Here is a 24,228-nt window from a genome sequence, read left to right on the forward strand (position 1 = left end):
GCTAGCTCCCTCGGTACGTCGAGTAGGCGAACGGGCTCAGCAGCAGGGGCACGTGGTAGTGCGCCTCCGGGTCGTCGATCGCGAAGGTCACGACGACCTCCGGGTAGAACGCCGTCACACCCGACCTGGCGAAGTAGGCGCCGGTCTCGAAGACCAGGCGGTGGACGCCCCTGCCCGGCTCCCCCTCGGGCAGCCAGTCGCGCAGGCGGCCGTCCTGGTCGGTCACGCCCTTGCCGACAAGACGGTCGCCCTGGTGCAGGCTCACGGCCACGCCCTCGGCGGGCCGGCCGTTGCCGGAGTCCAGCACGTGGGTGGAAAGGCTCATGTCTCCTCCTCTACGCGGTCGGCCCGCGAGCGCTCCGCGTGCACGGCCCTCGCGCGCGTGGACGGGGTGGCCGGGGTGATCGAGGTGGTCATGCGCTGCCCTCGCCCCTGTTCTCGCCCTCCGCGAGGAGCTTAGCCACCCGCAGTCGCGTGATCTTGGCGAGCTCCTCCCGTACGACGGCCCGCTCGGTCTCCTCGTCGTTCAGCAGGCGGCCGGCGAGCCGGTCGAGCATCTCCCCCGCCGACAGGCCCGTGGCGCAGATCAGGTAGACGTGGCCGAACCGCTGCTCGTACACCGCGTTACGGGCGGCCAGCTCCGCGAGCACCTTCCGGTCGGCTCCCGCCGTACCGGACTGCTCGTCGCGCGACCACGAGGACTCCCGGCCCGATCCGGCGGCGCGGTCGCCGATCCGCGGGTGGGCGCCGAGCGCCTCCAGCACGTCCGGCCAGCCCAGCGCGAGGACGGCCGCCTCGGCGGCGTCGCCGAGCCCGTCGGGATCGTCGTACGGGCGCAGGGCGGCGACGCGGCGGGCGAACGCGTGCGAGGCGCAGCAGCTCAGCAGCTCCCCCTCGGCCTCCGGAGGGCTGAGCGCGTTGAACCCTTCCAGGCCGCTTCGAGCGGGTGTCGCATTGGGCATGCCAGCAAGTAGACCGTCACCGGCGGGCGCGGTCCAGCGGCGGGAGCTCCCAAGTGGCCCAACGCATTGCCACGACTTTTCGTGTCATGCTCCAAGTCGTCCCGGTGCGGGCCCGGAAAGCGGCCCGCCGGGGCATCAGGCGGCCTCCCATAGGCTGGACACCACCATGACCGTTACCTCTCTCATCGGCGGGCACGCGCTGGTCACAGGTGGTCTGGCCACCGGCGGCCTGCGCTACGCGGCCGAAATCGACGCCGAGATCATCCAGGTCTTCGTGACCAACCCCCGCGGCTGGGCGCTCGCCGAGGGCAGGCCCGCCGAGGACGCCGCGCTGCGCGACTCGGGCATGCCGGTGTTCATCCACACGCCCTATCTGGTCAACATGGGCTCCCCCAGCGCCGAGACCCTGGAGCGGTCCATCCTGACCGTGCGGCACTCGCTCAGGCGGGGTGTGGAGACCGGCGCGCGCGGCGTGGTCGTGCACACCGGCTCGGCGGTGACCCAGCCGAGGGACGCCGCCATGCGGCAGCTCCGCGAGCACCTCCTGCCGCTCCTGGACGAGATCCCCGACGACGGTCCCGACCTGCTGCTGGAGCCGATGGCGGGTCAGGGCCAGATGCTCTGCGCCACCATCCAGGACCTCGGGCCCTACCTGGCGGCCCTGGAGTTCCACCCGCGCGCCAACGTCTGCCTGGACACCTGCCACGCCTTCGGCGCCGGGCACGACCTCGCGGCTCCCGGAGGCATGGGGCGCGCGCTCGACGCCCTCCACGCGGTCGCTCCCGGCCGGCTGAAGCTGCTCCACGTGAACGACTCCAAGGACGCCTGCGGCCTCAAGAAGGACCGCCACGAGAACATCGGCGCCGGGCACATCGGCGTGGCGGCGTTCGCCGACCTCCTGCGCCACCCGGTCGCGGCCGGGGTGCCGCTCTGCATCGAGACCCCCGGCAAGGCCGACAAGCACCGCGAGGACATCGCGCTCCTGAAGAGGCTCCGCGACGGGAGCTGAGCCCCGGGGGCCGGGGACGGCAGTGGCGGGGTGCTCGCGAGGTGATCCGGCCGCCCCCCTTTTGGGCCGGATCACCTGAGGGGCCTTGCGGCCGTCCGGCGAACACCCCGCCTCGCCGAGGCCGACGGGCCCTACCCCCCGGTAAGGGCCCGGCGACCTTTGGGGACCGCCGGGCACGCGCGTGGGCGCGGAAGCCAGGCGATCGCCAGCGGTTCCGCGTATCCAAGGTCTTTCCGGCCCATGGGGCGGGTTTCCCCCCCGGTTACGCAGTGTGGCTCTTCGATGCGGATGACATTACGGTGGGTCATCGGGGTCATGTGGCCCACTTGGGGGCCGCCTCGCCAAGCGGTCAGTAGCCAGCGATATACGGAACGTGGCGGCGCGACGAGCGGTGCCTACGCGCCGACGAGCGGTAGGCCGGGGGCTCGCGCCGAGCGGCACCGCCCGTCCGGCGAGAGGCGCGCGGCCTCACCGGCCGTACGGACGCGGGGCTCAGGGGCGGGCGCCGGGCATCAGGTCTCACGGACCGGAGGGAGGCGGGCGGCCTCACGGGCCCGACGAGACCGGGTGGGCGCCGAACGGCAGGGCCCCGGCCGCGAGCGCCTCGGCACCCGAGGACAGGGTCCCCGACGGCAGCGCCCCCGATGGCAGGGTCCCCGACGGCAGGGCGCCGCGGGACTGCCGGACGAGCTGCTCGCGGACGCGGCGGGTGTGCCGCCGGCTGACGGGCAGGGTCGTGGCGCCGACGCGGAGCACGATGCGGCCCTCGTCGAAGCGCATCTCGGTGACGTGCCGGGCGGACACCAGCGTGCTGCGGTGGATGCGGATGAACCCCGAGGAGCCCCAGCGGCGCTCCAGGGCGGCCAGGGACATGCGCACCAGGTGGGTGCCCTCGGCGGTGTGCAGGCGCACGTAGTCGCCGCTGGCCTCGGCGTAGGTGACGGCGTGCTGGGGGACGAAGCTGGTGCGCCCGCTCAGCTCGACCGGGATCACGTCGTCCATCGCCGCCTCGGCCGCCGACGGGCCGTACGTGGCGGACTCCAGGCGGCGAACGGCCTCGGCGACCCGGTCGGGCCGCAGCGGCTTCAGCAGGTAGTCGACGGCCTCCAGCTCGAACGCCTGCACCGCGCGGTCGTCGTGCGCGGTGACGAACACCAGCTTCGGCGGGCTCGGGAAGGCGCCGATGAGCCTGGCCAGGTCGAGGCCGTCGAGACCGGGCATGCGGATGTCGAGGAACACGCTGTCGAGCCGCTCACCCGCGCCGATCATGGCGACCATGTCCTGCAGCGCGGCCACGCCGTCGGAGGCCGTCAGCACCTGTTCGACGCGGCTGTCCTGCCGGAGGAGGTACGCCAGTTCCGACAGCGCGTGCACTTCATCGTCAACCGCCAAGACACGGAGCATGAGGACAACGCTGCCGCCCGGACCGCCCGCCGGGCAAGCCTCATCTCAACATTGTGTAACCGTTCGACTCCATTTAGCTATATCTTGGGCGGATTTTCGGGACGCGCATGCGGACCGTCGTGCCCTCGCCGGGCGCGGTGTCGATGACCAGCCCGTACTCCTGGCCGTAGATCTGGCGCAGCCGCACGTCGACGTTCGCGAGGCCGATGCCGCCGCTGTCGCCGCTCGGCGGCTCGCCGTCGAGCATCTCCCTGACCCGCTCGGGGTCCATGCCCGCCCCGTCGTCCTCGACGGTGATGTGGACCTCGTTGCCCACGTCGCGCACCACCACGCTGACCTCGCCTGACCCGCCGCCCCTGCGGATGCCGTGGGTGATGGCGTTCTCCACGAGGGGCTGCAGGCACAGGAAGGGCACGGGCACCGGCAGCACCTCGCGCATGACGTCCACGACGAAGCGCAGCTTGTCGCCGAAGCGCGCCCGTTCGAGCAGCAGGTAGCGGTCGACGCAGGTGAGCTCGTCGGAGAGCGTGGTGAAGTCGCCCGCGCGGCGCAGGGCGTGCCTGGCGAAGTCGGCGAAGTCCAGCAGCAGCTCGCGGGCGCGGTCGGGGTCGGTGCGCGTGAACGAGGCGATCGTGGCCAGCGAGTTGCAGACGAAGTGCGGCGAGATCTGCGCCCGCAGGGCCCGCGTCTCGGCGTCCAGTGCCCGCCGCCGCGCGGCCTCCAGCTCGGCCAGCTCCAGCTGGCCCGAGGCCCACTGCCCGACCTCGGCGGCCGCCCGTACGAGCGCCGCGCTCACCTGGGTGTCGTAGGCGGCCAGCGAGCCGATGACCCGCCCGTCGACGGTGAGCGGCACCACGACGGCGTCGCGGATGGCGCAGTCCTCGGCCTCGCAGAACAGCTCGTCGCCCGCGACCAGGTGGGGCCGCCCGCCGGCCAGGACGCCGTGGACGTGGCCCAGCAGGTCGCGGGTGCGCGCCTCGCCGGGAGGCTCCCAGGCGCCGTCCCAGGCCAGCACCTGGTCGGTGGAGGTCACGGCGAGGGCCTCCGTGCCGAGGAGGGCGCGCAGGTGGCGTACGGCCCGGCGGGCGGAGTCGCGGGCGAGACCGGCCCTGAGGTAGGGCGCGGCCATCGCGGCGAGGTGCAGGGTGGCGAACGTGGCGTTGTCGGCCTGGTCGTCGCGCCCGGCGTCGCCGCCGCGGCGGCCGAGGCCGTACCCCAAAAGACCGCTCAGAACGCATAACAGTGCCCACCCGGTAAGGAGCATGCGGGCAACCGTAATAGGTGACCTTATGTGATCGTGCCCGAACTCTGCGGAACCCTAGGAAGGACCGTCTCCGGGATCCTCCTGGTAGGCATAGCGCTGTTCACGCCACGGATCGCCCAGGTTGTGGTAGCCGCGCTCCTCCCAGAACCCCCGGCGGTCGGCCAGCAGGTACTCCACGGCACGCACCCATTTCACGCTCTTCCAGGCGTAAAGGTGGGGGACCACGATGCGGACCGGAAACCCCCGCTCGGAGGTCAGCGGCTTCTCGTCCAGCTCCATGGCGAAGATCGTGGAGTCGCGGTCGAAGTCCTCGATGCGGAGGTTGGCGCTGTAGCCGTACTCCCCCCAGATCATGACGTGGCTGACGCCCGCCGCCGGAGGGGCGGCCTCCATCAGGGTCTTGGCCGATATGCCGCCCCACTCGTTGCCCATGATCGAGAACTTGGTGACGCAGTGGAAGTCGGCGATGACGCTCACGCGGGGCAGCGCGGAGAACTCGGGCCAGGTGAAGCGGATCTCCTCGCCCGAGGCGGTGGCCCCGAACACCGACATGTTCCAGCGCTCCGGCCGGAACTGCGGGACCCGGCCGTAGTGGATGACCGGGCGGCCACGTGGGATGTACTGCCCGGGGGGCAGTCGGGTCTCCTCGGTTGGATCCGGCACGCAGCAATCCTGCCACCGCGCTCTTGACCGCGTGTCATTGGCACCCCGGTAGTCCCGGCGAACCCAGGCGCCCGATGACCACCCGAGGGCATGCGCTATGCTTTTCAGCAAATGCGTACTGTATTCGAATTTTGGTATGGCGACGGACCCGTGGAACGGACCGTTCGCCGTCGGATGCTGCGCTGACAGGCAAACGTCGACGAAGGCCCCGGGTCCCCAAGGACCCGGGGCCTTCGTCGTTTTCCAGGCGGTTTCATCGAGAAGGGCACCATCATGGTCATCGTCATGTCTCCCGAGGCCGGACAGCAGGAGATCGACGCCATCGTCGACCTGGTAGCCACGGCGGGAGGCGAGGCCTTCGTCAGCCGTGGCGTCAACCGCACGATCATCGGCCTCGTCGGGGACATAACGCAGTTCGGCACCCTGAACCTCGGGAGCCAGCCCGGCGTGGCCGACGTCATCCGCGTGTCCGTGCCCTACAAGCTGGTGAGCAGGGAGAACCACCCCGAGAGATCGACCGTCCGGGTGGCCGGGGTGCCGATCGGGCCCGACACCGTCACGCTGATCGCCGGTCCGTGCGCGGTCGAGACGCCCCAGCAGACGCTGGAGGCGGCGCGTATGGCCAGGGCCGCGGGGGCGAGCCTGCTGCGCGGCGGCGCGTACAAGCCGCGCACCTCGCCGTACGCCTTCCAGGGGCTCGGCGAGCGCGGGCTGCGCATCCTCGCCGACGTGCGCGAGGAGACCGGCCTGCCGATCGTCACCGAGGTCGTGGACGCCCACGACGTCGAGCTGGTCGCCTCCTACGCCGACATGCTCCAGGTGGGCACCCGCAACGCGCAGAACTTCGCGCTGCTGCAGGCCGTCGGGTCGGTCGGCAAGCCGGTCATGCTGAAGCGCGGCATGAACGCCACGATCGAGGAGTGGCTCATGGCGGCCGAGTACATCGCCCAGCGCGGCAACCTCGACATCGTCCTGTGCGAGCGCGGCATCCGCACCTTCGAGACCGCCACCCGCAACACCCTGGACGTCTCGGCCGTGCCGGTGGCACAGCGGCTGTCGCACCTGCCGGTCATCATCGACCCCTCGCACTCCGGCGGCCGCCGCGACCTGGTGCTCCCGCTGGCGCGCTCCGCGATCGCCGTCGGGGCCGACGGGATCATCATCGACGTCCACCCGCACCCCGAGCAGGCGCTCTGCGACGGCCCTCAGGCGCTCGTCGACGGCGACCTGGACGAGCTGGCCCGCGTCATGCGCGACTTCCCGCCCCTGATGGACCGCGTGCCCGCCACCGCGCTCACCCCCGTGGCGTAGACCCCGCGAGGAGGGCGGCCTCGGGGGGCCGCCGTCCCGCGCGGGCTCCGGGTGCGCTAGGCGCCGGCCGCGACCACGGGGAGGGCGGTGCCGGCCTTGGGGCCCGACTCCTCGATCTTGTACTCCTGGACGGAGTCGGCGAGCTGGACGGCGAGCTCCTCGGCGTCCAGGCGCTTCTCGATCTGGCGGAGGTCGGCGATGCGGGCGTGGGTCTCGACCCTGCGCGGGGTGAGCAGGGTGCAGCAGTCCTCGTCGGGAAGCTCGGAGATCTCCAGGGTGCCGATGCGGCGGGCCTCTGCCATGATCTCGGACTTGTCCATGCCGATGAGGGGCCGCAGGATCGGCAGGCTCACGGCGTCGTCGAGCGCGGTGATGTTCTGCAGGGTCTGCGAGGAGACCTGGCCGAGCGAGTCGCCGGTGACGAGCACGGCGCGCCGCAGGCGGTGGGCGACCTCCTCGGCGGTCTTGAGCATGAGGCGGCGCTGGGCGACCACCTGAAGGCGGTCGGCGCCCGAGGACTTCAGCGACTGCTGCGCCTTGCCGAACGGCACCACGAACAGCCGTGCCCGCACCTGGAACTTGCTCAGCGCGCGCACCAGGGCGTACGCCTTGTAGATCGACTCGGACGTGGTGAACGGGATGCCGGAGAAGTGCAGGAAGTCGACCTGGAGGCCCCTGCGGAGCATGCGGTAGGCGGCGACGGGCGAGTCGATGCCGCCCGACATCAGCACGAGGCCGCGCCCGCTGGTGCCGACGGGGAGGCCGCCCTGGCCCGGCAGGCCGTCCGTGAAGACGAACACCTCGTCCCTGTCGACCTCGATGTGCACGGTGAGCTCGGGGTTCTTCAGGCGGACCGGCAGGCCGTACTTGTCGTTGATCTCGCCGCCGACCATGCGGTCGAGCTCGTTGGAGCGGAGGGGGAACCGCTTGTCGCGGCGGCGCGAGCGCACCGCGAACGTCGCCTTGCGCTCGACCTCGGGACGCCCGGCGACCAGCTCCAGCGCCGCCGCGGTGACGGCGTCGGGGTCCTTGGCGACCCGCCAGGCGCGGTGGATCCACACCAGGCCCATCACGTCGGTGAGCCGCGCGGCGATGGCGTCGGCGGTCTCCACGCCGGTGCCCTCGGGGAGCAGGATCGCGATGACACCGTGGCGCTGGCGGACGTCGACCTTCACGCCCATGCTCTTCAGCGCGGACTTGATGTTCATCTGCAGCTGCCGCTCGAACAGCTCGCGGTTCTTGCCCTTGAGGACGACCTCACCCAGCTTGAGCAGGACGCAGGGCTCACCCAGAGCTGACGGGGGCGCGATGGACATGGGGTTGCCTCCGGGCGGTGGATGGGAGTCGGAGCCGGGCCGCGTGCCGCGCGGAAGGTCGTTCCTGCGCAGGGCACCCTTCAATTTATCCCGGATGACGGGGTCCCGGACCCCGCACACCGGATCGGCCCCTCTCCGTGCCCCACCCCGGCCGGCCCGTACGTGCTCCAGGGCCGGTGCACCGCCCCCCGGCCGCCACGGGCCCGGGGGGTGGTGCGGAGGAGGCGGGGACGATCAGCCGAAGAAGACCTCGGCCTCCTCGTAACGCGACGGGGGCACGGTCTTGAGCTCGGAGGTCGCGGCGTCCAGGCCCACCCGGACGATGTCGGTGCCGCGCAGCGCGACCATCTTGCCGAAGTCGCCGTCGTGGGCGGCGTCGATGGCCTGCAGGCCGAAGCGGGTGGCGAGCACCCGGTCGAACGAGCTGGGGGTGCCACCACGCTGGATGTGGCCGAGCACGGTGGTGCGGGCCTCCTTGCCGGTGCGCTTCTCGATCTCGTGGGCGAGCTGCTCGCCGATGCCGCCGAGGCGGACGTGGCCGAACGCGTCGAGCTCGCCGGCCTGGAGCGCCATCTGGCCCTCGATCGGGTGCGCGCCCTCGGCGACCACGATGATCGGCGAGTAGCGGGTCTTGAAGCGGCTCTCGACGTACTCGCAGACCTTGTCGATGTCGAAGGGCTTCTCCGGGATCAGGATGACGTTGGCGCCACCGGCCATGCCGGCGTGCAGCGCGATCCAGCCGGCGTGACGGCCCATGACCTCGCAGATCAGCGCGCGGTGGTGCGACTCGGCCGTGGTGTGCAGGCGGTCGATCGCCTCGGTCGCGATGTTGACGGCCGTGTCGAAGCCGAAGGTGTAGTCGGTCGCGTTGAGGTCGTTGTCGATCGTCTTCGGCACGCCGACGACCTTGACGCCGAGGTCGAACAGCTGCTTGGCCACGCCGAGCGTGTCCTCGCCGCCGATGGCGATCAGCGCGTCGACCCCGCCCTCGGCGAGGTTCTTCTTGATGCGGTCGACGCCGCCCTCGATCTTGATGGGGTTCGTCCGCGAGGAGCCCAGGATCGTGCCGCCGCGGGGCAGGATGCCCCGCACCGTCTGGATCTCCAGCGGCATCGTCTCGCCCTCCAGAGGGCCGCGCCAGCCGTCGCGGAACCCCACGAACTCATGGCCGTAGACGCCGATGCCCTTGCGGACGACGGCACGGATGACGGCGTTGAGCCCGGGGCAGTCGCCGCCCCCTGTAAGCACTCCGATACGCATGGCGGGTTCCTCCCGATGGGGTACACAGTCAGACTATGTTGAGCTCCGCGGCCGCCAGAATGCTTTCGCGCATCCCCGGCGCGGCCACCAACGCAGAGCATTGTGCCCCAGTGGCCAACATTGGTCTAGACCAAGTGGTGAGAGCGGGGTCTACACCGCCACGGCCAGCACGCACGAGGGACTGCCGACCTTGAACGTCTCCCCCGTGGGCGTGGGCACCCCGTCGTTGATCTGGAGCGTCGCGACGGCGTCCGAGCGCTGGTTGGCGACGTACATGTGGTCGCCCGCGACGGCGAAGTGGCGGGGCCACAGCCCGCCCGAGCCGACCTCGGCCACCCGGGACGGCACGGCGTCCTCCAGGTCCCGCATGCCGAAGACGGCGATGGTGTCGGGGCCCCGGTTGGCGACGTAGAGGTGGCGGCCGTCCGCCGACATCTCGATGTGGGAGACGTGGTTCGGGCCGCCGGACTCGCTGGCCGGCACGCGCCCGACCTCGCGCCACTCGGCGTCGTAGACCGTGATCATGCCGTCGAGCTCTCCCGCGACGTACCAGCGGCCGTCGTGGTGCACCATGTGGCGCGGGCCGCTGCCGGGCGTCAGCCGCGCCGGGCCCTCGGGGTGCAGGTCGGGCTCGGTGCCGAGGAGGTAGCGGCGGACCTCGTCGGTGCCGAGGTCGGTGACGTGGAGCGCCCGTCCGGGGCCGAAGACCGCCTGGTGCGCGTGCGGCTCGGCCTGCCGGGAGGGGTCGGGCCCGTGGCCCTGGTGCGGGAAGATCCTCGGACGCCCGTCGAACAGGCCAGAGCTGCCGAGGCGGTACATCGCGAGCGTGCCGTCGCCGTAGTTGGCGACCGCGAGCCAGGAGCCGGTGGGGTCGACGGCCAGGTGGCAGGGGTAGGACCCGCCGCTCGCCGCGTCGGCGAGCAGGCCCGGCCCGTCCGGGTCGGCGGAGTAGGCGGCGACGCCGCCCTCCTCGCGCTCCAGCACCGCGTACAGCACGGGAAGCCGGGGGTGCAGGGCGAGGAAGGACGGGCCCGGCGCGGCGGTCTCGGCCAGCGCCTTGAGGACGCCGCCCTCCTCCCGCCGGACCACGGTCAGCCCGGCACCCGACCCGCCGGTCTCAGGTGTGTATCCGCCGATGTAGAGCACGTCGTACCCCGAAGTCATGTGATCGACAATAGCGCCATGGACCCGTTTCGATCTTGAAGGGGGGCACGCCACGACCCTTCTCCACGGTTCCGATTTTGTGCCAGGAGCCCGGGGGGCACAAGTCGCGTCCACAGTCTGGATCTCCGGGCGCGAACATGCTTGACTGAGGCAACGAATCAGTTGATCGGAGCAACGATGGATGAGCTCATCACCGGGGTCCGCGCCTTCAACCGCTTCTACACCCGCGTCATCGGCGTGCTCGGGGCCGGGATGCACGACACCGCGTACTCCCTCACGGAGGCCAGGGTCCTGTTCGAGCTGGACAAAAGGGACGAGACGGAGACCGGCGAGCTGCGGCGGCTGCTCGGCCTGGACGGCGGGTACCTCAGCCGGATGCTCGCCCGTTTCGAGGCGGACGGGCTGGTCACGCGGGAGCGCTCGGCGGCGGACGCCCGGCGCCAGGTCGTCCGGCTCAGCGAGGCGGGCCGGGCCGTCTACTCGACGCTCGACGAGGCCTCGGCCGCCGCGGTGCGCGACATGCTCTCACCGCTCGGCGAGGAGGACCGCCGCCGCCTGCTCTCGGCCATGACGACCATCCGGCAGGTCCTCGGCGAGGCCCCGAAGCCCGAGCCGTACGTCATCCGACCGCCGCGCCCCGGCGACCTCGGCTGGGTGGTGCACCGGCACGGGGTGCTGTACGCCGAGGAGTACGGGTGGGACGAGACCTTCGAGGCGACGACCGCCCGCATCGTCGCCGACTACGTGCGGGGCCACGATCCCAAGCGCGAGGCGGGCTGGATCGCCGAGGTCCGCGGCGAGCCCGCCGGGTCGATCTTCTGCGTCAGGAAGGACGACCGCACGGCCCAGCTCCGGCTGCTGCTGGTCGAGCCGTCCACCCGGGGCATGGGAGTCGGCGGACGGCTCGTGGAGGAGTGCCTCGCCTTCGCCCGCAGGGCCGGGTACGAGCGGATCATCCTGGTCACGGTCGACGTGCTGGTGGCCGCGCGGCGCATCTACGAGCGGGCGGGGTTCCGGCTCGACGAGCAGCACACCGAGCGCGACTGGGGCACCGAGCTCACGATGCAGACCTGGTCCCGCGACCTCTGAGCCCCAGAGCCCGACCCTGAGCACCCCGGTGGGAAAGACCGGGCAAAGCGCGGGTCTCGCCCTTTCGCGGCGCGCCCGGGACCGGCCCGGCGTCTGGCACCATCCGAGCGAGCCCCATACCAGCACGGGACCAGCACGGCACTGACAGCGCATGGGCACCGGACCGGCCCTGCGGGCAGGGGGCGCAGAGCCCGCCGCCCGGCCATGGGAGCCCGCCGAATGACCTCGATGATCGTTTCAGCGCCGCCCGCTCCGGCGATCAGGACGCGCAAGGCCCTGGTCTTCCTCGATCGCGAGAGCGGGCCCGCCCCGGCGGGCGGCGCCGACCGCAGGCTGGTCCACGCCCTGACCGCCCAGGGGTACGCGGTCGAGACCGCGGACGGCGACGCGGGCGACCACCGTCGCGTCGGCGCCTTCCTGGACGCCGTCGAGCCCGGCGACCTGCTCCTCGTGCGCTGGTCCACCGAGTCGGGGTGGGGGCGGAGGGAGTTCGGCGCGCTGATGGGCGAGTTCGCCCGCCGGGTCGAGCGGTCGGACGGCGCGGCGCTGCTGCTGGTCGTCGACTTCGGGTGGCTGGTGACGGCGAACCCCGACCGGCCCCACGAGACCCTCGGCCGCCTGCGGGTCAGGGGCGAGCCCGTGGCGGCCGCCGCCGCGCTCACCACCAGCGCGACCATGCCGGGCGAACGGCCCGGCCGCACGGTGTCCCTCACCGGGATCCTGGCCGACGGCATCCTGTCGGGCGAGGCGGATCTCGACCGCGACGGCACCGTCTCGGTCGGCGACCTGTACCGGTACGCGGAGGAGCGGTGCGCGGAGCTCGGCGCCGACCGCCGGCCCTACCTGCTCACCTACGGCGAGGGCGAGCTGATCGGCGTCGCGTCCGCGCGGCGGTCCGTGCGCGATCTGGGCACCGCCTTCGGGACGGCGCTCGCCCGCCTCGCCGTCGCGGGCGACGCCGTGCCGCCCGTCTCGGCCGCCGAGCTGGTGAGCAGGATCTACGAGGTCCACCTCGGCGAGGACGCCAGGCGGTTGCTGCGCCGCGCGACCCTGCTGGCCGAGAACGAGCCGCTCACGCCCGAGGTCGCGGAGCTGCTCATGGAGGGCGTCTCCTCGGGGGAGGCGCCGCGGGAGCTGGCCGCGTGGGGCCTGCTCGGGCGGGACGGGCCGTTCGCCGACCCCGCGATCCGCCGGGCCGTCGCCGGGCGGCTGGACCCCGATGAACTCTCGCAGGTCTCCGGCGTGCTGCGCCGGTGGCGTGCCGCCCGCCGCACCGTGCGGCCCCGCACCCGGCTGACCGGCGACCGGTGGACCATCCGGGACCGGCTCGGCCACCGGGTCCACGCCGAGGCGATCGCGGCGTTCGTCCGCCATCCCGACACGCGGCCCCCGCTGACCATCGGCGTCAAGGGGCCGTGGGGCGCGGGCAAGACCTCGCTGATGCGCATGGTGCAGGACCTGCTGGACCCCGGCGCCGCCGAGGACCGGCCCGCCGAGATCCACCTCAACCGGCTGCGCGGGACGTCGCAGGAGGTGACCAACGCGGAGGTGCTCGCGCGCTCCAAGGTGCCCGAGGAGGGCTGCGCGGAGTACGCGGTGCCCGGCGAGCTGCCGCTGCGGCACGCCGACTGGCGGCCGACCGTCTGGTTCAACCCCTGGATGTACCAGAGCGGCGAGCAGGTCTGGGCGGGGCTCGCCCACGAGATCATCAGCCAGGTCACCTGCCGCCTGCCCCGCAGCGAGCGGGAACGCTTCTGGCTGACGCTCAACCTGTCGCGGATCGACAGGGACGCGGTGCGCAGGCGGGCCTACCGGCTGGCCGCGACGCGCCTGCTGCCGGTCGCCCTGGCCTTCTGCGCCACCCTGCTGTTCTGCGCCGCCGCGCTGGCCGCCGGGGCCGTGGTGCCCGCGCTGGGCTCCCTGCTGCGCGGCACGGCGGCGGCCGTGGGGTCGGGAGGCTCGCTGGTCCTGCTGGCCGCGGCGGCCGTACGGCTGGCGCGGTTCCTCGGGGAGTCGGCGGACACGGCGTTCCGCAAGCTGGTCCGCCAGCCGGACCTGCTGGGCGTGTCCCCCGAGCTGGCCAAGGAGCTGACGCCCGATCCTGGGTACCGGTCCAGGACCGGCTTCCTGCACCTGGTGCAGACGGACATGCGCAGCGTGCTCGGCATGGTGGCCACCGAGGAGCGGCCCCTGGTGGTGTTCGTGGACGACCTCGACAGGTGCTCGCCGGGTACGGTCGCGCAGGTCATCGAGGCCGTGAACCTGTTCCTCGCCGGGGAGTTCCCCAACTGCGTGTTCGTGCTGGCCATGGAGCCCGAGGTGGTGGCGGCGCACGTCGAGGTGGCCTACCAGGACCTCGCCCGCACGCTGCCGGCGGCCACGGAGGAGCGGTCGGGTCTCGGGTGGCGGTTCCTGGAGAAGATCGTGCAACTGCCGCTGAGCGTGCCGATGCTGGACGACGGCGAGCGGGTCCCCGCCTTCCTCCGCACCCTGCTGGACGTCCCGGCCGAGCCGTACGGGGGGCGGGCGGGCGCGCGGGACGGCGGCGAGGGGAGCTGGGAGCCCGCCACATCCCCGCAGCCGGACGCGGTGCTGGTCGACCGCCTGGAGGCGGCGATCAGGGCGCAGGGCCCGACCGCCGGCGACCTCGACGCGGTGGCGCGCAGGGTCCAGGAGACGATGCTCCCCGCGTGCGGCCTGGCGGTGGGCGCGGACCCGCCGGTGGCCGCCGCGCCGGGGCGGGCCTTCGACGACGCCATCGGCGGGCTGTCGGCCGCCGCGCGGCTCGCCGCCGACCGCGTCTACGACGAGCTCTACAGCGACCAGAACGCGTACGCCGCCATCGAGCGGGCCCTTCCCGCGCTCACGCTGAGCAATCCGAGGGAGCTGAAGAGGTACGTCAACGTGTTCAGGTTCTACTCCTTCGTCACCTACAGGCGGGCCATGGCGGGTGCGCCACGGGCCACCGACGAGGAGGTGGCGAAGCTGGCGGTGCTGACGATCCGCTGGCCGCACCTGCTCTCGCTCCTGGCACGCGACGCCGAGGGGGCGGGACACGGGTGGCCGGAGGACCCGCTACGGCGGGAACCGCGGCGCGGGGCCGGTCAGACGGTGCTCGACCGGCTGGAACGGGCGGCGGGCCGCGCGGGAGAGGACGAGTGGGCGGTCGCCCTCACCGAGGCGGGGCTGCTGCGCGACGCGAAGGCCGGGACGGCCCGCTGGGACGCGCTGCGCGCCCTGCTGTCCGCCCGGCCCTCGATCGCCTACCTCGCACGCGACCTGCTCTGAAGCCCCAGGTCGCTCAGCGCTGCGCCTGGATCATCCAGTGCTGCTTCTCCAGGTCCTGGGTGATCTCGATGAGGAGGTCCTGCGTAACCGGATCGGCCTGTTCGGTGGTGTTCACCCGTTCGCGCATGCGCGCGATGACCACGCCGAGGATGTCGGTGAACGCCGCGACGACCTTCCCGTCGTCGATGTAGCCCGCGTCGAGCCCGTGTATCTGGGAGTCGCGGGCGACCGTCGCCGCACGCCCGTCGGGGTTGACCCCGAGGGCCACCGCGCGCTCCGCCGCGTCGTCGGCGCGGCTCCGGGCGATGCCGACGATCTCGTCCAGCTGCAGGTGCAGCGACCGGAAGTTGCGCCCGATCAGGTTCCAGTGGGCCTGCTTGCCCACCAGTGAGAGGTCGAGCAGGTCGATCAGGGCGCCCTGGAGTGCCTCACCGGTGATCTTCTGATTGTCGCCTGTCAGAGGGCTGGTGATCTGGGCCATGAAGATTCTCCCCCTCAAGAGTCCGTTTATGGCCTTCGTACGTAGAACCCCGTAACCGGTCTGAATCATCCTAAACGTTGACACTGTAATGATTGCAGTGTCAGTATTGAAGCATGAGTGACACCTGGACCATCGGCGAGCTGGCGGAGCGGGCGGCGAGCACGCTGCGCCCCTCGACGCAGCGGCCCAACGGCCGGGTCCGCGACGTTCCCAACGAGCGGCTCATCCGGTGGTACACGACGATCGGCCTGCTCGACCCGCCGCTGACCCGCCGGGGCAGAATCGCGCTGTACGGCAGGCGCCATCTCCTCCAGCTGATCGCGGTCAAGCGCCGGCAGGCCGACGGGCGTTCCATCGCCGACATCCAGGCCGAGCTGGCGGGCGCCACCGACTCGACGCTCGAAGCCATCGCCCAGATCCCCGCCACGGCCGGGCCCGCGCCCTATGACGGCGGCCCCGGGGGCTCGCCCCGGGCCGACCTCGACGGGAGGCCTGCGGCCCGCCCGCGCTTCTGGGCGCAGCGCCCGGCGGTCGCGGCCGAGGCCGCGCCGATGGCCGCCGCGCCCGCCGGCCCGCCCGGCGTCCAGCCCGGCCTCGACGGGGACGCCCATTCCGCCGGGGTCGTGCACGGCGTACGGCTCGCGCCGGGGGTCACGCTGCTGCTCGAAGGCCGGGCGGCCGGGCCCGGCGACGTCGCCGCTATCCAGGAGGCCGCCGCGCCCCTGCTCGCCGTGCTCCGCGACCGGGGCCTGTCCGGCTCCGCCGTCGTCCACCCGATCCACCCCGACCTCGCCCGATCCCCGTCCGAAGGGATGCAGACATGACTGTTCAGATCACCGGGTTGAAGCCCGACGAGTACACCCCGCTGCCCGACGCGGGGCTGGGCGCGCTGCGGACCGGCAAGGGCAACCTCCCGCTGGAGAGCGTCGAGGTGGACGCGCGCATCACCGCCCTCACCTGCGGCGTGGAGGTCACCCAGGGGTTCGGCAACCCGTTCGACGTCCCGCTGGAGGCCACCTACGTCTTCCCGCTCCCCGACCGGGCGGCCGTGACCGCCTTCCGGATGGAGGCGGACGGCCGGGTGGTGGAGGGCGTCCTGAAGGAGCGCGGCCAGGCCCGGCAGGACTACGACCAGGCCGTCTCCGAGGGGCGGCGGGCCGCCATCGCCGAGGAGGAGCGCCCGGACGTCTTCACCATGCGGGTCGGCAACATCCTCCCCGGCGAGCTGGTGACGGTCCGGCTGACGCTCAGCCAGCCGCTGCCGTACGAGGACGGCGCCGCGACCTTCCGCTTCCCGCTCGTCGTGGCCCCCCGCTACATCCCGGGCACCCCGCTCGACGACCGCTCCGCGGGGGACGGGGTGGTCCCCGACACCGACGCCGTGCCCGACGCCTCGCGCATCACTCCCCCGGTGCTGCTCCCCGGCTTCCCCAACCCGGTGCGGCTGTCGCTCACGGCCCGGGTCGACCCGGGTGGGCTCGACCTGCGCGAGATGCGGTCCAGCCTGCACGTGGTCACCGAGGAGGAGGGCGTCGTGCGCCTCCAGCCGGGCGAGCGGCTCGACCGCGACTTCGTCCTGCGCCTGGACTTCACCGCCTCGGGCTCGCTCACGCTCGTACCCGACCGCGAGACGGACGGCGGGGACGCCGCCGACGGCGACGGCACCTTCACCCTCACCGTGCTGCCCCCCGAGCCGGACGAGCGAGCGGCGCGGCGGCCGAGGGACGTCGCGCTGCTCCTCGACCGCTCCGGCAGCATGACCGGGTGGAAGATGGTCGCCGCCCGGCGCGCGGCGGCGCGCATCGTCGACACGCTGACCTCGGCCGACCGGTTCGCGGTGCTGTCGTTCGACAGCGTCGTGGAGCGCCCCGACCGGCTCGAGGCCGGGCTCGTCCCCGCGACCGACCGCAACCGCTACCGCGCGGTCGAGCACCTCGCCCGGCTGGAGGCCCGGGGCGGCACCGAGATCCTCGACCCCATGGAGCAGGCGCTCGGCCTGCTGGACGACTCCACCAGGGAGCGGGTGCTCGTCCTGGTCACCGATGGCCAGGTGGGCAACGAGGACCAGATCCTCGAACGTCTCGGCGCCCGGCTGGCGGCCGTGCGCGTCCACACCGTGGGCATCGACCGGGCCGTCAACGCCGGCTTCCTCGGCAGGCTCGCGGGCCTCGGCTCGGGCCGCTGCGAGCTGGTGGAGTCCGAGGACCGCCTGGACGAGGCGATGGAGCACATCCACCGCAGGATCGGCTCCCCGCTGGTCACCGGCCTGTCGCTCAAGCCCGACGGGCTCGACGTGCTTCCGGGCACCGTGACCCACCTCGGCTCGCTCTACTCCGGCGTGCCCCTGACCGTGTCGGGGAGGTTCCGCGGCCCGGCCCGCGGGTCGGTGACCGTGCACGGCCTCGCCGCGGACGGGCAGCCCTGGGAGCGCCGCCTGGAGGGGACGCCGGCCGAGGGAGACGCCGCCAGGGCCATCTGGGCGCGGGCGCACCTGCGCCGTCTGGAGGACCGCTACGCGACCGGCGAGCACGGCCTGGAGCGGGAGATCGTCGAGACCTCGCTCAGGCACGGGGTGCTGTGCCGGTTCACCGCCTTCGTGGCCGTGGACACGCGCGTCGTCGCCGAGGGCGGGCCGGCGCACCGGGTCATCCAGCCCGTGGAGATGCCGAGCGGCTGGGAGATGCCCTCCCCGATCACCGGCTCTCCGATGATCGCGGCCGCCCCCGCCGCGTTCACCTCGGACGCCGCACCGGCGATCTTCAGTCTCAGCGCGCACGAGAGCGGGCCCGTCGCTGCCGGCGGCGGGGGCGCGCCCGGCGCCGCGAAGGCGTTCCCGACCCGCTCGGCTCCCCGTGGCCGTCTGTTCGCCCGCTCGTCGAGCCCGAAGATGGCCCCGCCCGCGCCGCCGGTCCCCCACTCGCCCGACTCGGTACGGCCGCAACTGGTGGAGGAGCTCGCGCGGCTGCGCGCCGGCGAGTCACTTCCCGCGGCGGAGCGGCGGCTCTACCTGGCCGACCTCGGCAGCCGCCTGGCGGCCCTCGCGGCCTACGTCGGCGGCGGCGACAACGAGCTGGCGGTCCTGGCCCGCGAGCTGTCGGCGTGCGAGACGCCGGGCGCGGACGTGGACGCCCTGTGGGCGCACGCGATCAAGGTGCTCGTCGAGCTGACCGGCGGTACGACAGGCTCCGGAGAGGCCCCGGGGCCCGGCCGCCGGCCGACGTTCTGGAAGCGTTCGTAGCGCGCCGGGGCCCGGGGACCATCGCCCCGGGCCCCGCTCCGCCGGGCCACCTCGGCGTTCGTGCCGGCCGCCGGCGAACGACGGCCCGGCGCATTTCCGGGATGTTAACGAAGCTATTGACGAGCCGTCGTAAAGTAGTGATACTTCTCCCCGGAGAGCGCTCTCTCACCTTAGTATCGACCGATCCGCTACCCCGGCACGCACCGGTGATCGATGGCCGGTGCGCTCACCTCCCTCGTCCCTGTCTCGGCGGACAGCAGGCAACACCACCTGGACCCGGGACCGCCGTCGTTCGCCGATCGGTCTTCCAGCAAGGGAGAGACGATGTTAGGCAAGCGCACAAGCGGCGGCGCGGGCAAGCGCCTGTTGCTGCGTCTCAAGGCCAGTGGCTCCGCCATGGCACTGGTGCTCGGCACGGTCGGCGTCGCGGCCATCGGCGCCGTCACCGTTCCCGGCACCGCCAACGCGGCCGCCCCGGCTCCCCCGCCGGGCTTCACGCTGACCTGGAGCGATGAGTTCAACGGCGCCGCCGGAACCGGCGTGAACACCGGGAACTGGAAGTACGACACGGGCCCCGGAAGCAACTTCGGCACCGGCGAGATCGAGACCATGACCAACAGCACGGCGAACGTCTTCCAAGACGGCGCCGGGCACCTGGTGCTCCGGGCCCTGCACTCGGGCACGGCCCCGCGCACGGGCTGGACGTCCGGCCGCATCGAGACGCAGGCGGCGACCTTCGGGGCGCCCCCCGGCGGCGTCGTGCGGATGGAGTCGGTGATCCAGCAGCCCAACGTGACCACCGCGAACGGCGCCGGCTACTGGCCGGCCTTCTGGATGCTCGGCGCCGACCTGCGCGCCGGGGTCCCGTGGCCGACCAGCGGTGAGATCGACATCCTGGAGGACATCAACGGCCGCAGTTCGGTCTTCGGCACGCTGCACTGCGGCACCAACCCCGGCGGCGTGTGCAACGAGTCGACCGGCCTCGGCAGCGGCGAGCGCGCGTGCCCGGGCTGCCAGACCGGCTACCACAACTACGCCGTGGAGATCGACCGCTCGACCAGCCCCGAGCAGATCCGCTGGTACCTCGACGGGAACAACTACTTCACCCTCCCGGCGAGCCGCGTGGACGCCGCCACCTGGACCAAGGCGGTCGACCACCCGTTCTTCATCATCTACGACCTGGCGATGGGCGGCGGGTTCCCCGACGCCTTCGGCGGCGGCCCCAACGCCTCCACCATCTCCGGCGGGCAGATGAACATCGACTACGTCGCCGTGTACAACAAGGCCCCCGGCAACGGCGGTGGCGGGACGAACATCGCGCAGGGCAAGCCGACGACGGCGTCCTCCACGGAGAACGCCGGCACCGGCGCGGCGAACGCGACCGACGGCAACGCCGGCACCCGCTGGTCGAGCGCCTTCAGCGACCCCCAGTGGGTGCGGGTGGACCTCGGCCGGTCGTACAACATCAACCACGTGAACCTGACCTGGGAGGCCGCCTACGGCAAGGCGTACCAGATCCAGACCTCGCAGGACGGCAACACCTGGACGAACATCTACTCCACCACCACCGGTGACGGCGGCACCGACGACCTGGCGGTGACCGGCACCGGCCGGTACATCAGGATGTACGGCACCCAGCGCGCCACCCAGTACGGCTACTCCCTGTGGGAGTTCGCCGTCAACGGCACCTAGTAATCCGCTCCGGTAGAAGCCGCCGCGTGCGCTGGGAAAGGCACGCGGCGGCACCGGATTAAGAAACAAAGAGAGCGCTCTCCCAATTACGTACGCGGTTATCGACCGTGGATGACCGGCATCTCGATCATTGCCGGCCCGGCGGCACGACATGAATTCCCGCGGAAATCCCCGCTAGGACCCCGGGCCCAGCTCCCGGTAGGCGGGGCGGAGGATGTCCAGCAGTGGGATGTGACGCACCTTGACCGGCGGCGGCTCCAGCGCGCGCAGCAGGAGCTCGGGGGGCGCGGCGGGGTTCCCCGTCCTCGGCCGCAGGCGGCTCAGCGGCACCGGGGAGGAGTAGAAGTCGTTGACGCGCTCGCCGAGCGGCACGTCCTCCACGTGCAGCGGGTCAGGGGACTCCTCGTCGTCGGCGGGGATGCCCCGCAGGGCGTCCAGCAGCTCCTCCTTGCCGCGCCCGCGCCAGGCCAGCACCAGGAACGGGTCCTGGTCGAACGCCTCTGCCAGCAGGTACAGCACCGCCGACACGTGCTTGCAGGGCGAGCCCCAGTCGGGGCACGAGCACTCCATGTCCAGCTCGGCGGGGAACAGCGGCAGCGCGAGCGCGTCGAAGACCTCCACGATCTCGGTGGGCATCTCGCCGGCCAGCAGCTTGGCCCGGTACAGCGCCTGCCCGGCCAGCGACTCCTGGATGCCCGCCCAGTCGGCCCCGCCGTACGCCGGGATGCGGACCGACAGCAGGTAGGGCTCGGGCCGCGACCCCTGCACCCGGGCCCGCACCACGCCGGGCGACAGGTCGATCTCCAGCACCTGGCCCTTCCTGGCGTACGACCTGCCACGAGTGAGCCGGCCTGAGTCGCAGATCCGTTCGAGCAGGTCGATGAACCGGCGCGACCACCACTGCTCGCCGATGGACCCGCGCTTGCTGCGCGCCTGGATGCCGCCCTCCACCCGGATGGGCGCGGCGGCCTCGAACCAGCCGCCCTTTCCGACCGGCATGTCAGCTCACCGCCTCGGGGCCGAGGCGGAACAGCTCGCGCAGCTGCTCGGTGGACAGGCCGGTGATCCAGTCCTCCCCGGTGCCGACCACGCTCTCGGCCAGTGCCTTCTTGCGCTCGATCATCTCGTCGATGCGCTCCTCCAGTGTTCCCACGCAGATGAACTTTCTGACCTGGACGTTCCTGGTCTGGCCGATGCGGAACGCCCGGTCGGTGGCCTGGTTCTCCACCGCCGGGTTCCACCACCGGTCCACGTGGATCACGTGGTTGGCGGCGGTGAGGTTCAGCCCGGTGCCCGCGGCCTTGAGCGACAGCAGGAAGATCATCGGCTCGTCGTCGTTCTGGAAGCGGTCGACCAGCTCGTCGCGCTTCCTCTTGGGCAGGCCGCCGTGCAGCCACAGCACGGGGCGGTCGAGGTGAGCCGCGAGGTAGGGCTGGAGCAGGGACCCGAACTCGGCGTACTGGGTGAAGACCAGCGCCTTGTCCCCCTCCTCGACGACCTCCTCGGCGAGCTCCTCCAGCCGGGCGAGCTTCCCCGAGCGCCCCGCCAGCCGGGAGCCGTCCTTGAGCAGGTGGGCGGGATGGTTGCAGACCTGCTTGAGCCGGGTCATCGTCGCCAGCACGTTGCCGCGCCGCTCGATGCCCTCGCTGTCGTCGATCTTGGCCAGCATGTCGCTCACGACCGCCTGGTACAGGCTCGCCTGCTCGGGCGTCAGCGTGCACCAGACCTTCATCTCCAGCTTCTCGGGGAGGTCGGAGATGATCGTCTTGTCGGTCTTCAGGCGGCGCAGGACGAACGGCCCCGTGGCCCGCTTGAGCGCCCTGGCGGCGTCCTCGTCGCCGCGCGCCTCGATCGGCTCCTGGTAGCGCTCGCGGAACCGCCTGGCCGGGCCGAGCAGCCCGGGGTTGCAGAACTCCATGATCGACCAGAGCTCCGCGAGGTGGTTCTCCACCGGGGTGCCGGTCAGCGCCAGCCGCGTGCGCGCCGGGATGGACCGTACGGCCTGGGCCTGCCGCGCGCCGCTGTTCTTGATCGCCTGCGCCTCGTCGCAGACCACCCGCCCCCAGGGGAACCCGGCGAGGACGCCGGCGTCCCTGAGCGCCGTGCCGTACGTCGTGACGACCAGGTCGGCCTCCCCGACCACCGCCGCCAGCTCCTCGTCCCGCTTGCGCGTGCCCCCGTGATGGACGTAGACCCGCAGCGAGGGCGCGAACCGCGCCGCCTCCTTCTGCCAGTTGCTCACCAGCGACATCGGGCACACCAGCAACGTCGGCGCCACCGCCCCGTCACCCCGCTCCTCCAGCAACAATGACAGGGTTTGGGCGGTTTTTCCCAAGCCCATGTCGTCCGCGAGGATCCCTCCGAGGCCGACCTTGGAGAGGAAGCTCAGCCACGACAGGCCGCGCTGCTGGTAGGGGCGCAGGCTGCCGTTGAAGGTGTCGGGGGTGGAGACCGCCTCCAGGCGGCGGTCGGCCTCGCCCGAGAGCAGGTCGCCGAGCATGCCGTCGGCGTCCACGCCGACCAGCGGCAGGTCCTCCTCGCCGCCGTTCACGACCTCCTGGAGCACCTCGGCCACGGTCATCTCGCCCGCCCGGCGCCGCTCGATCGCCGACAGCGCCGCCTTGAGCTGGCGGTCGTCCAGCTCGACCCACTGGCCGCGCACGCGCACGAGGGGGACCTTGAGCCTGGCCAGCTCCTCCAGCTCCTCCTCGCTGATCGTGTGGTCGCCGACGGCCAGATCGACCTTGAAGTCCACCAGCTCGCCCAGCCCGAACCCCTGCCCCGCCGCCGCGCGGGCCGTCGTGCCCGTACGGGTGCGCGTGGTCAGCTTGAGGCCGAGCCCCTTGCGTCCCGCCCACGCCGGGAGCCGCACGCCGTACCCTGCGGCCTGGAGCAACGGGGCGGCGCGGCGGAGGAACCCGAACGCCCACGCGGTGTCCACCACCATGCGGGAGGGCGTCGCGGTGTGCAGGGCCGTGTACAGGTCGGGGCAGAGCCGTACGGCGCGGCCGAGGCCGGCGAGCAGCGTCTCGTCCGGGCGCCTGGGCAGGCCGGGCACGCGCTTGCCCTCCCACAGCAGGGAGGCCGGCACGTACAGGCTGGGGTCGTCGACCGACTGGAGGGCGAACTCCAGCTCCCAGGCGTCGTCGTCGCCCTCGGGCTCACTGAGGCGGAAGCAGACCCGGATGGGGCCGTCAAGCTGGTGCGCCGAGTCCATCCAGTCGCGGAGCGCCTTGCCGAGGCGCCTGACCTCGCTCGGCTCGGCGTCGGGGAGCGCGGCGTCGCCGCCGGTGAGGGCGAGCAGCCACCGGTCGGCCAGGGGGCTCTTGAGGCCGGCGCGGTTGCCGCGCAGGAGCCGCTCAGGCAGCGACAGGCGCGTGGCGCCGTCGGCGAGCCCTCCGAGGGCCTCGTGCAGCACGCGCGCCGCCGGGCGTCCCTCCCCCGCCGCGCGGCAGGCGGGCGGCATCGCGGCGGCCAGCTCGCGGAAGGCGGACGCGTCGACGCCCGTGATCACGGGGCGCCAGCGGGCGGCGTGGACGCCGTCCTCGATCACGAGCTGGGGCAGCACCCTGCCGCGCCGGACCAGGGCGCGGGCGTGCTCGGCGACCACCGCGAGATAGCGGAGCGAGGTGCCCGGCCCCCACTCGGGCGCGCCCGGGGCCGCCGGGGGCGGGTCGGACAGCGCGCCCAGCAGGCCAAGCGCCCCGGCGGGGCCGAAGAGCAGCGCGGGGACGCGCCACGCGGCGATCCTCGGGGTGCGCGCCGTGGTCTGAAGGCCCGACTCGGGCGAGGGCAGCGGGCTCTTGGCCGAGCCGGGAAGCTGGAGGGTCAGCTCGGTCGGCGCTGCTCCGGCTGCGGCCTTCCCGAGTGCGGAGACGAGGGACTGCGCCGGGGCGGCGAAGGGGTGGGCGCGGTGCCCGTCGCGGGGGGCGGGCTCGCCGGGCGACATGGTGTCCTCGGCCCACAGCGCCAGCCTGCCGTCCGTCCAGGCACCGTGAACAACGAGCACTCGACCACCCCCGCCTGCCGACGCCGTCCGACCGCTGCGGGATCGGTCACCACCTCGGCTTCGTTACGCGACGCCGGG

At 72.7% G+C, this 24,228-nt stretch carries 18 protein-coding genes; 7 read left to right on the forward strand and 11 right to left on the reverse strand.

The genetic code is table 11. The annotated features are described in order from the left end of the window. Position 1: 1 nt before the first annotated feature. Both uraH and uraD read right to left on the reverse strand, forming a co-directional pair. Positions 2-325: a hydroxyisourate hydrolase gene (gene uraH, locus ACOZ38_RS31355; RefSeq protein WP_405151843.1), complete on the reverse strand. Its 324-nt coding sequence runs from the start codon at positions 323-325 to the stop codon at positions 2-4. 88 nt (positions 326-413) lie between these two features. Next, positions 414-962, reverse strand: a complete 549-nt coding sequence (uraD, locus tag ACOZ38_RS31360; protein WP_424534698.1) for a 2-oxo-4-hydroxy-4-carboxy-5-ureidoimidazoline decarboxylase — start codon at positions 960-962, stop codon at positions 414-416. Positions 963-1,128: 166 nt separating this feature from the next. Here uraD and ACOZ38_RS31365 point away from each other — a divergent pair, with 166 nt between their 5' ends. After that, positions 1,129-1,971, forward strand: coding sequence for a deoxyribonuclease IV (locus tag ACOZ38_RS31365; protein ID WP_424534699.1), 843 nt, complete (start codon positions 1,129-1,131; stop codon positions 1,969-1,971). A gap of 546 nt (positions 1,972-2,517) precedes the next feature. On the opposite strand, the gene ACOZ38_RS31370 is transcribed toward ACOZ38_RS31365, so the two are convergent. The 3 genes from ACOZ38_RS31370 to ACOZ38_RS31380 form a co-directional block, all read right to left on the reverse strand. Continuing rightward, a complete protein-coding gene (locus ACOZ38_RS31370; protein ID WP_424534700.1) occupies positions 2,518-3,363 on the reverse strand; it encodes a LytR/AlgR family response regulator transcription factor in 846 nt (281 codons plus the stop codon). A gap of 85 nt (positions 3,364-3,448) precedes the next feature. Further along, on the reverse strand, positions 3,449-4,639 hold the full coding sequence (locus ACOZ38_RS31375; protein ID WP_424534701.1) for a histidine kinase: 1,191 nt from the start codon (positions 4,637-4,639) through the stop codon (positions 3,449-3,451). 54 nt (positions 4,640-4,693) lie between these two features. Beyond that, positions 4,694-5,302, reverse strand: a complete 609-nt coding sequence (locus ACOZ38_RS31380; protein ID WP_405151848.1) for a molybdopterin-dependent oxidoreductase — start codon at positions 5,300-5,302, stop codon at positions 4,694-4,696. Between the two features lie 273 nt (positions 5,303-5,575). Between ACOZ38_RS31380 and aroF the strand changes: the two genes are divergently transcribed. Then, positions 5,576-6,613: a 3-deoxy-7-phosphoheptulonate synthase gene (gene aroF / locus ACOZ38_RS31385; protein ID WP_424534702.1), complete on the forward strand. Its 1,038-nt coding sequence runs from the start codon at positions 5,576-5,578 to the stop codon at positions 6,611-6,613. A 56-nt stretch (positions 6,614-6,669) separates the two neighbouring features. Here aroF and thiI read toward each other — a convergent pair whose 3' ends face one another. The 3 genes from thiI to ACOZ38_RS31400 all read right to left on the reverse strand — a co-directional run bounded on the left by thiI (position 6,670) and on the right by ACOZ38_RS31400 (position 10,353). Then, positions 6,670-7,929 carry a tRNA uracil 4-sulfurtransferase ThiI gene (gene thiI, locus ACOZ38_RS31390; protein ID WP_424534703.1) on the reverse strand — a complete coding sequence of 420 codons (1,260 nt, stop codon included), beginning with the start codon at positions 7,927-7,929 and terminating at the stop codon, positions 6,670-6,672. A gap of 234 nt (positions 7,930-8,163) precedes the next feature. Then, positions 8,164-9,189 (reverse strand): 6-phosphofructokinase, encoded by a 1,026-nt coding sequence (locus ACOZ38_RS31395; protein ID WP_424534704.1) that lies wholly within the window; start codon positions 9,187-9,189, stop codon positions 8,164-8,166. A gap of 150 nt (positions 9,190-9,339) precedes the next feature. Then, positions 9,340-10,353, reverse strand: a complete 1,014-nt coding sequence (locus ACOZ38_RS31400) for a lactonase family protein (RefSeq protein WP_424534705.1) — start codon at positions 10,351-10,353, stop codon at positions 9,340-9,342. Positions 10,354-10,530: 177 nt separating this feature from the next. Between ACOZ38_RS31400 and ACOZ38_RS31405 the strand changes: the two genes are divergently transcribed. After that, positions 10,531-11,442: a bifunctional helix-turn-helix transcriptional regulator/GNAT family N-acetyltransferase gene (locus ACOZ38_RS31405; RefSeq protein WP_424534706.1), complete on the forward strand. Its 912-nt coding sequence runs from the start codon at positions 10,531-10,533 to the stop codon at positions 11,440-11,442. A 228-nt stretch (positions 11,443-11,670) separates the two neighbouring features. After that, on the forward strand, positions 11,671-14,730 hold the full coding sequence (locus tag ACOZ38_RS31410) for a KAP family P-loop NTPase fold protein (protein WP_424534707.1): 3,060 nt from the start codon (positions 11,671-11,673) through the stop codon (positions 14,728-14,730). 13 nt (positions 14,731-14,743) lie between these two features. Here ACOZ38_RS31410 and ACOZ38_RS31415 read toward each other — a convergent pair whose 3' ends face one another. Beyond that, a complete protein-coding gene (locus tag ACOZ38_RS31415) occupies positions 14,744-15,211 on the reverse strand; it encodes a Dps family protein (RefSeq protein ID WP_424534708.1) in 468 nt (155 codons plus the stop codon). Positions 15,212-15,324: 113 nt separating this feature from the next. Here ACOZ38_RS31415 and ACOZ38_RS31420 point away from each other — a divergent pair, with 113 nt between their 5' ends. From ACOZ38_RS31420 to ACOZ38_RS31430, 3 genes are all read left to right on the forward strand, one after another. Then, complete coding sequence (locus tag ACOZ38_RS31420; RefSeq protein ID WP_424534709.1) at positions 15,325-16,035, forward strand: MerR family transcriptional regulator; 711 nt, start codon at positions 15,325-15,327, stop codon at positions 16,033-16,035. Continuing rightward, on the forward strand, positions 16,032-18,449 hold the full coding sequence (locus ACOZ38_RS31425) for a VIT domain-containing protein (RefSeq protein ID WP_424534710.1): 2,418 nt from the start codon (positions 16,032-16,034) through the stop codon (positions 18,447-18,449). Before ACOZ38_RS31420 ends, ACOZ38_RS31425 begins: the two co-directional genes overlap by 4 nt. Positions 18,450-18,773: 324 nt before the next feature. After that, positions 18,774-20,141, forward strand: a complete 1,368-nt coding sequence (locus ACOZ38_RS31430) for a discoidin domain-containing protein (protein ID WP_424534711.1) — start codon at positions 18,774-18,776, stop codon at positions 20,139-20,141. 174 nt (positions 20,142-20,315) lie between these two features. Here the strand turns inward: ACOZ38_RS31430 and ACOZ38_RS31435 are convergent, their stop codons facing one another. Both ACOZ38_RS31435 and ACOZ38_RS31440 read right to left on the reverse strand, forming a co-directional pair. Then, on the reverse strand, positions 20,316-21,140 hold the full coding sequence (locus tag ACOZ38_RS31435) for an SWIM zinc finger family protein (RefSeq protein WP_424534712.1): 825 nt from the start codon (positions 21,138-21,140) through the stop codon (positions 20,316-20,318). 1 nt (position 21,141) lies between these two features. Next, positions 21,142-24,150 carry a DEAD/DEAH box helicase gene (locus ACOZ38_RS31440; RefSeq protein WP_424534713.1) on the reverse strand — a complete coding sequence of 1,003 codons (3,009 nt, stop codon included), beginning with the start codon at positions 24,148-24,150 and terminating at the stop codon, positions 21,142-21,144. Between the last annotated feature and the right edge of the window lie 78 nt (positions 24,151-24,228).

Source organism: Sphaerisporangium viridialbum (genome assembly GCF_049674955.1).
GTDB lineage: Bacteria > Actinomycetota > Actinomycetes > Streptosporangiales > Streptosporangiaceae > Sphaerisporangium > Sphaerisporangium viridialbum.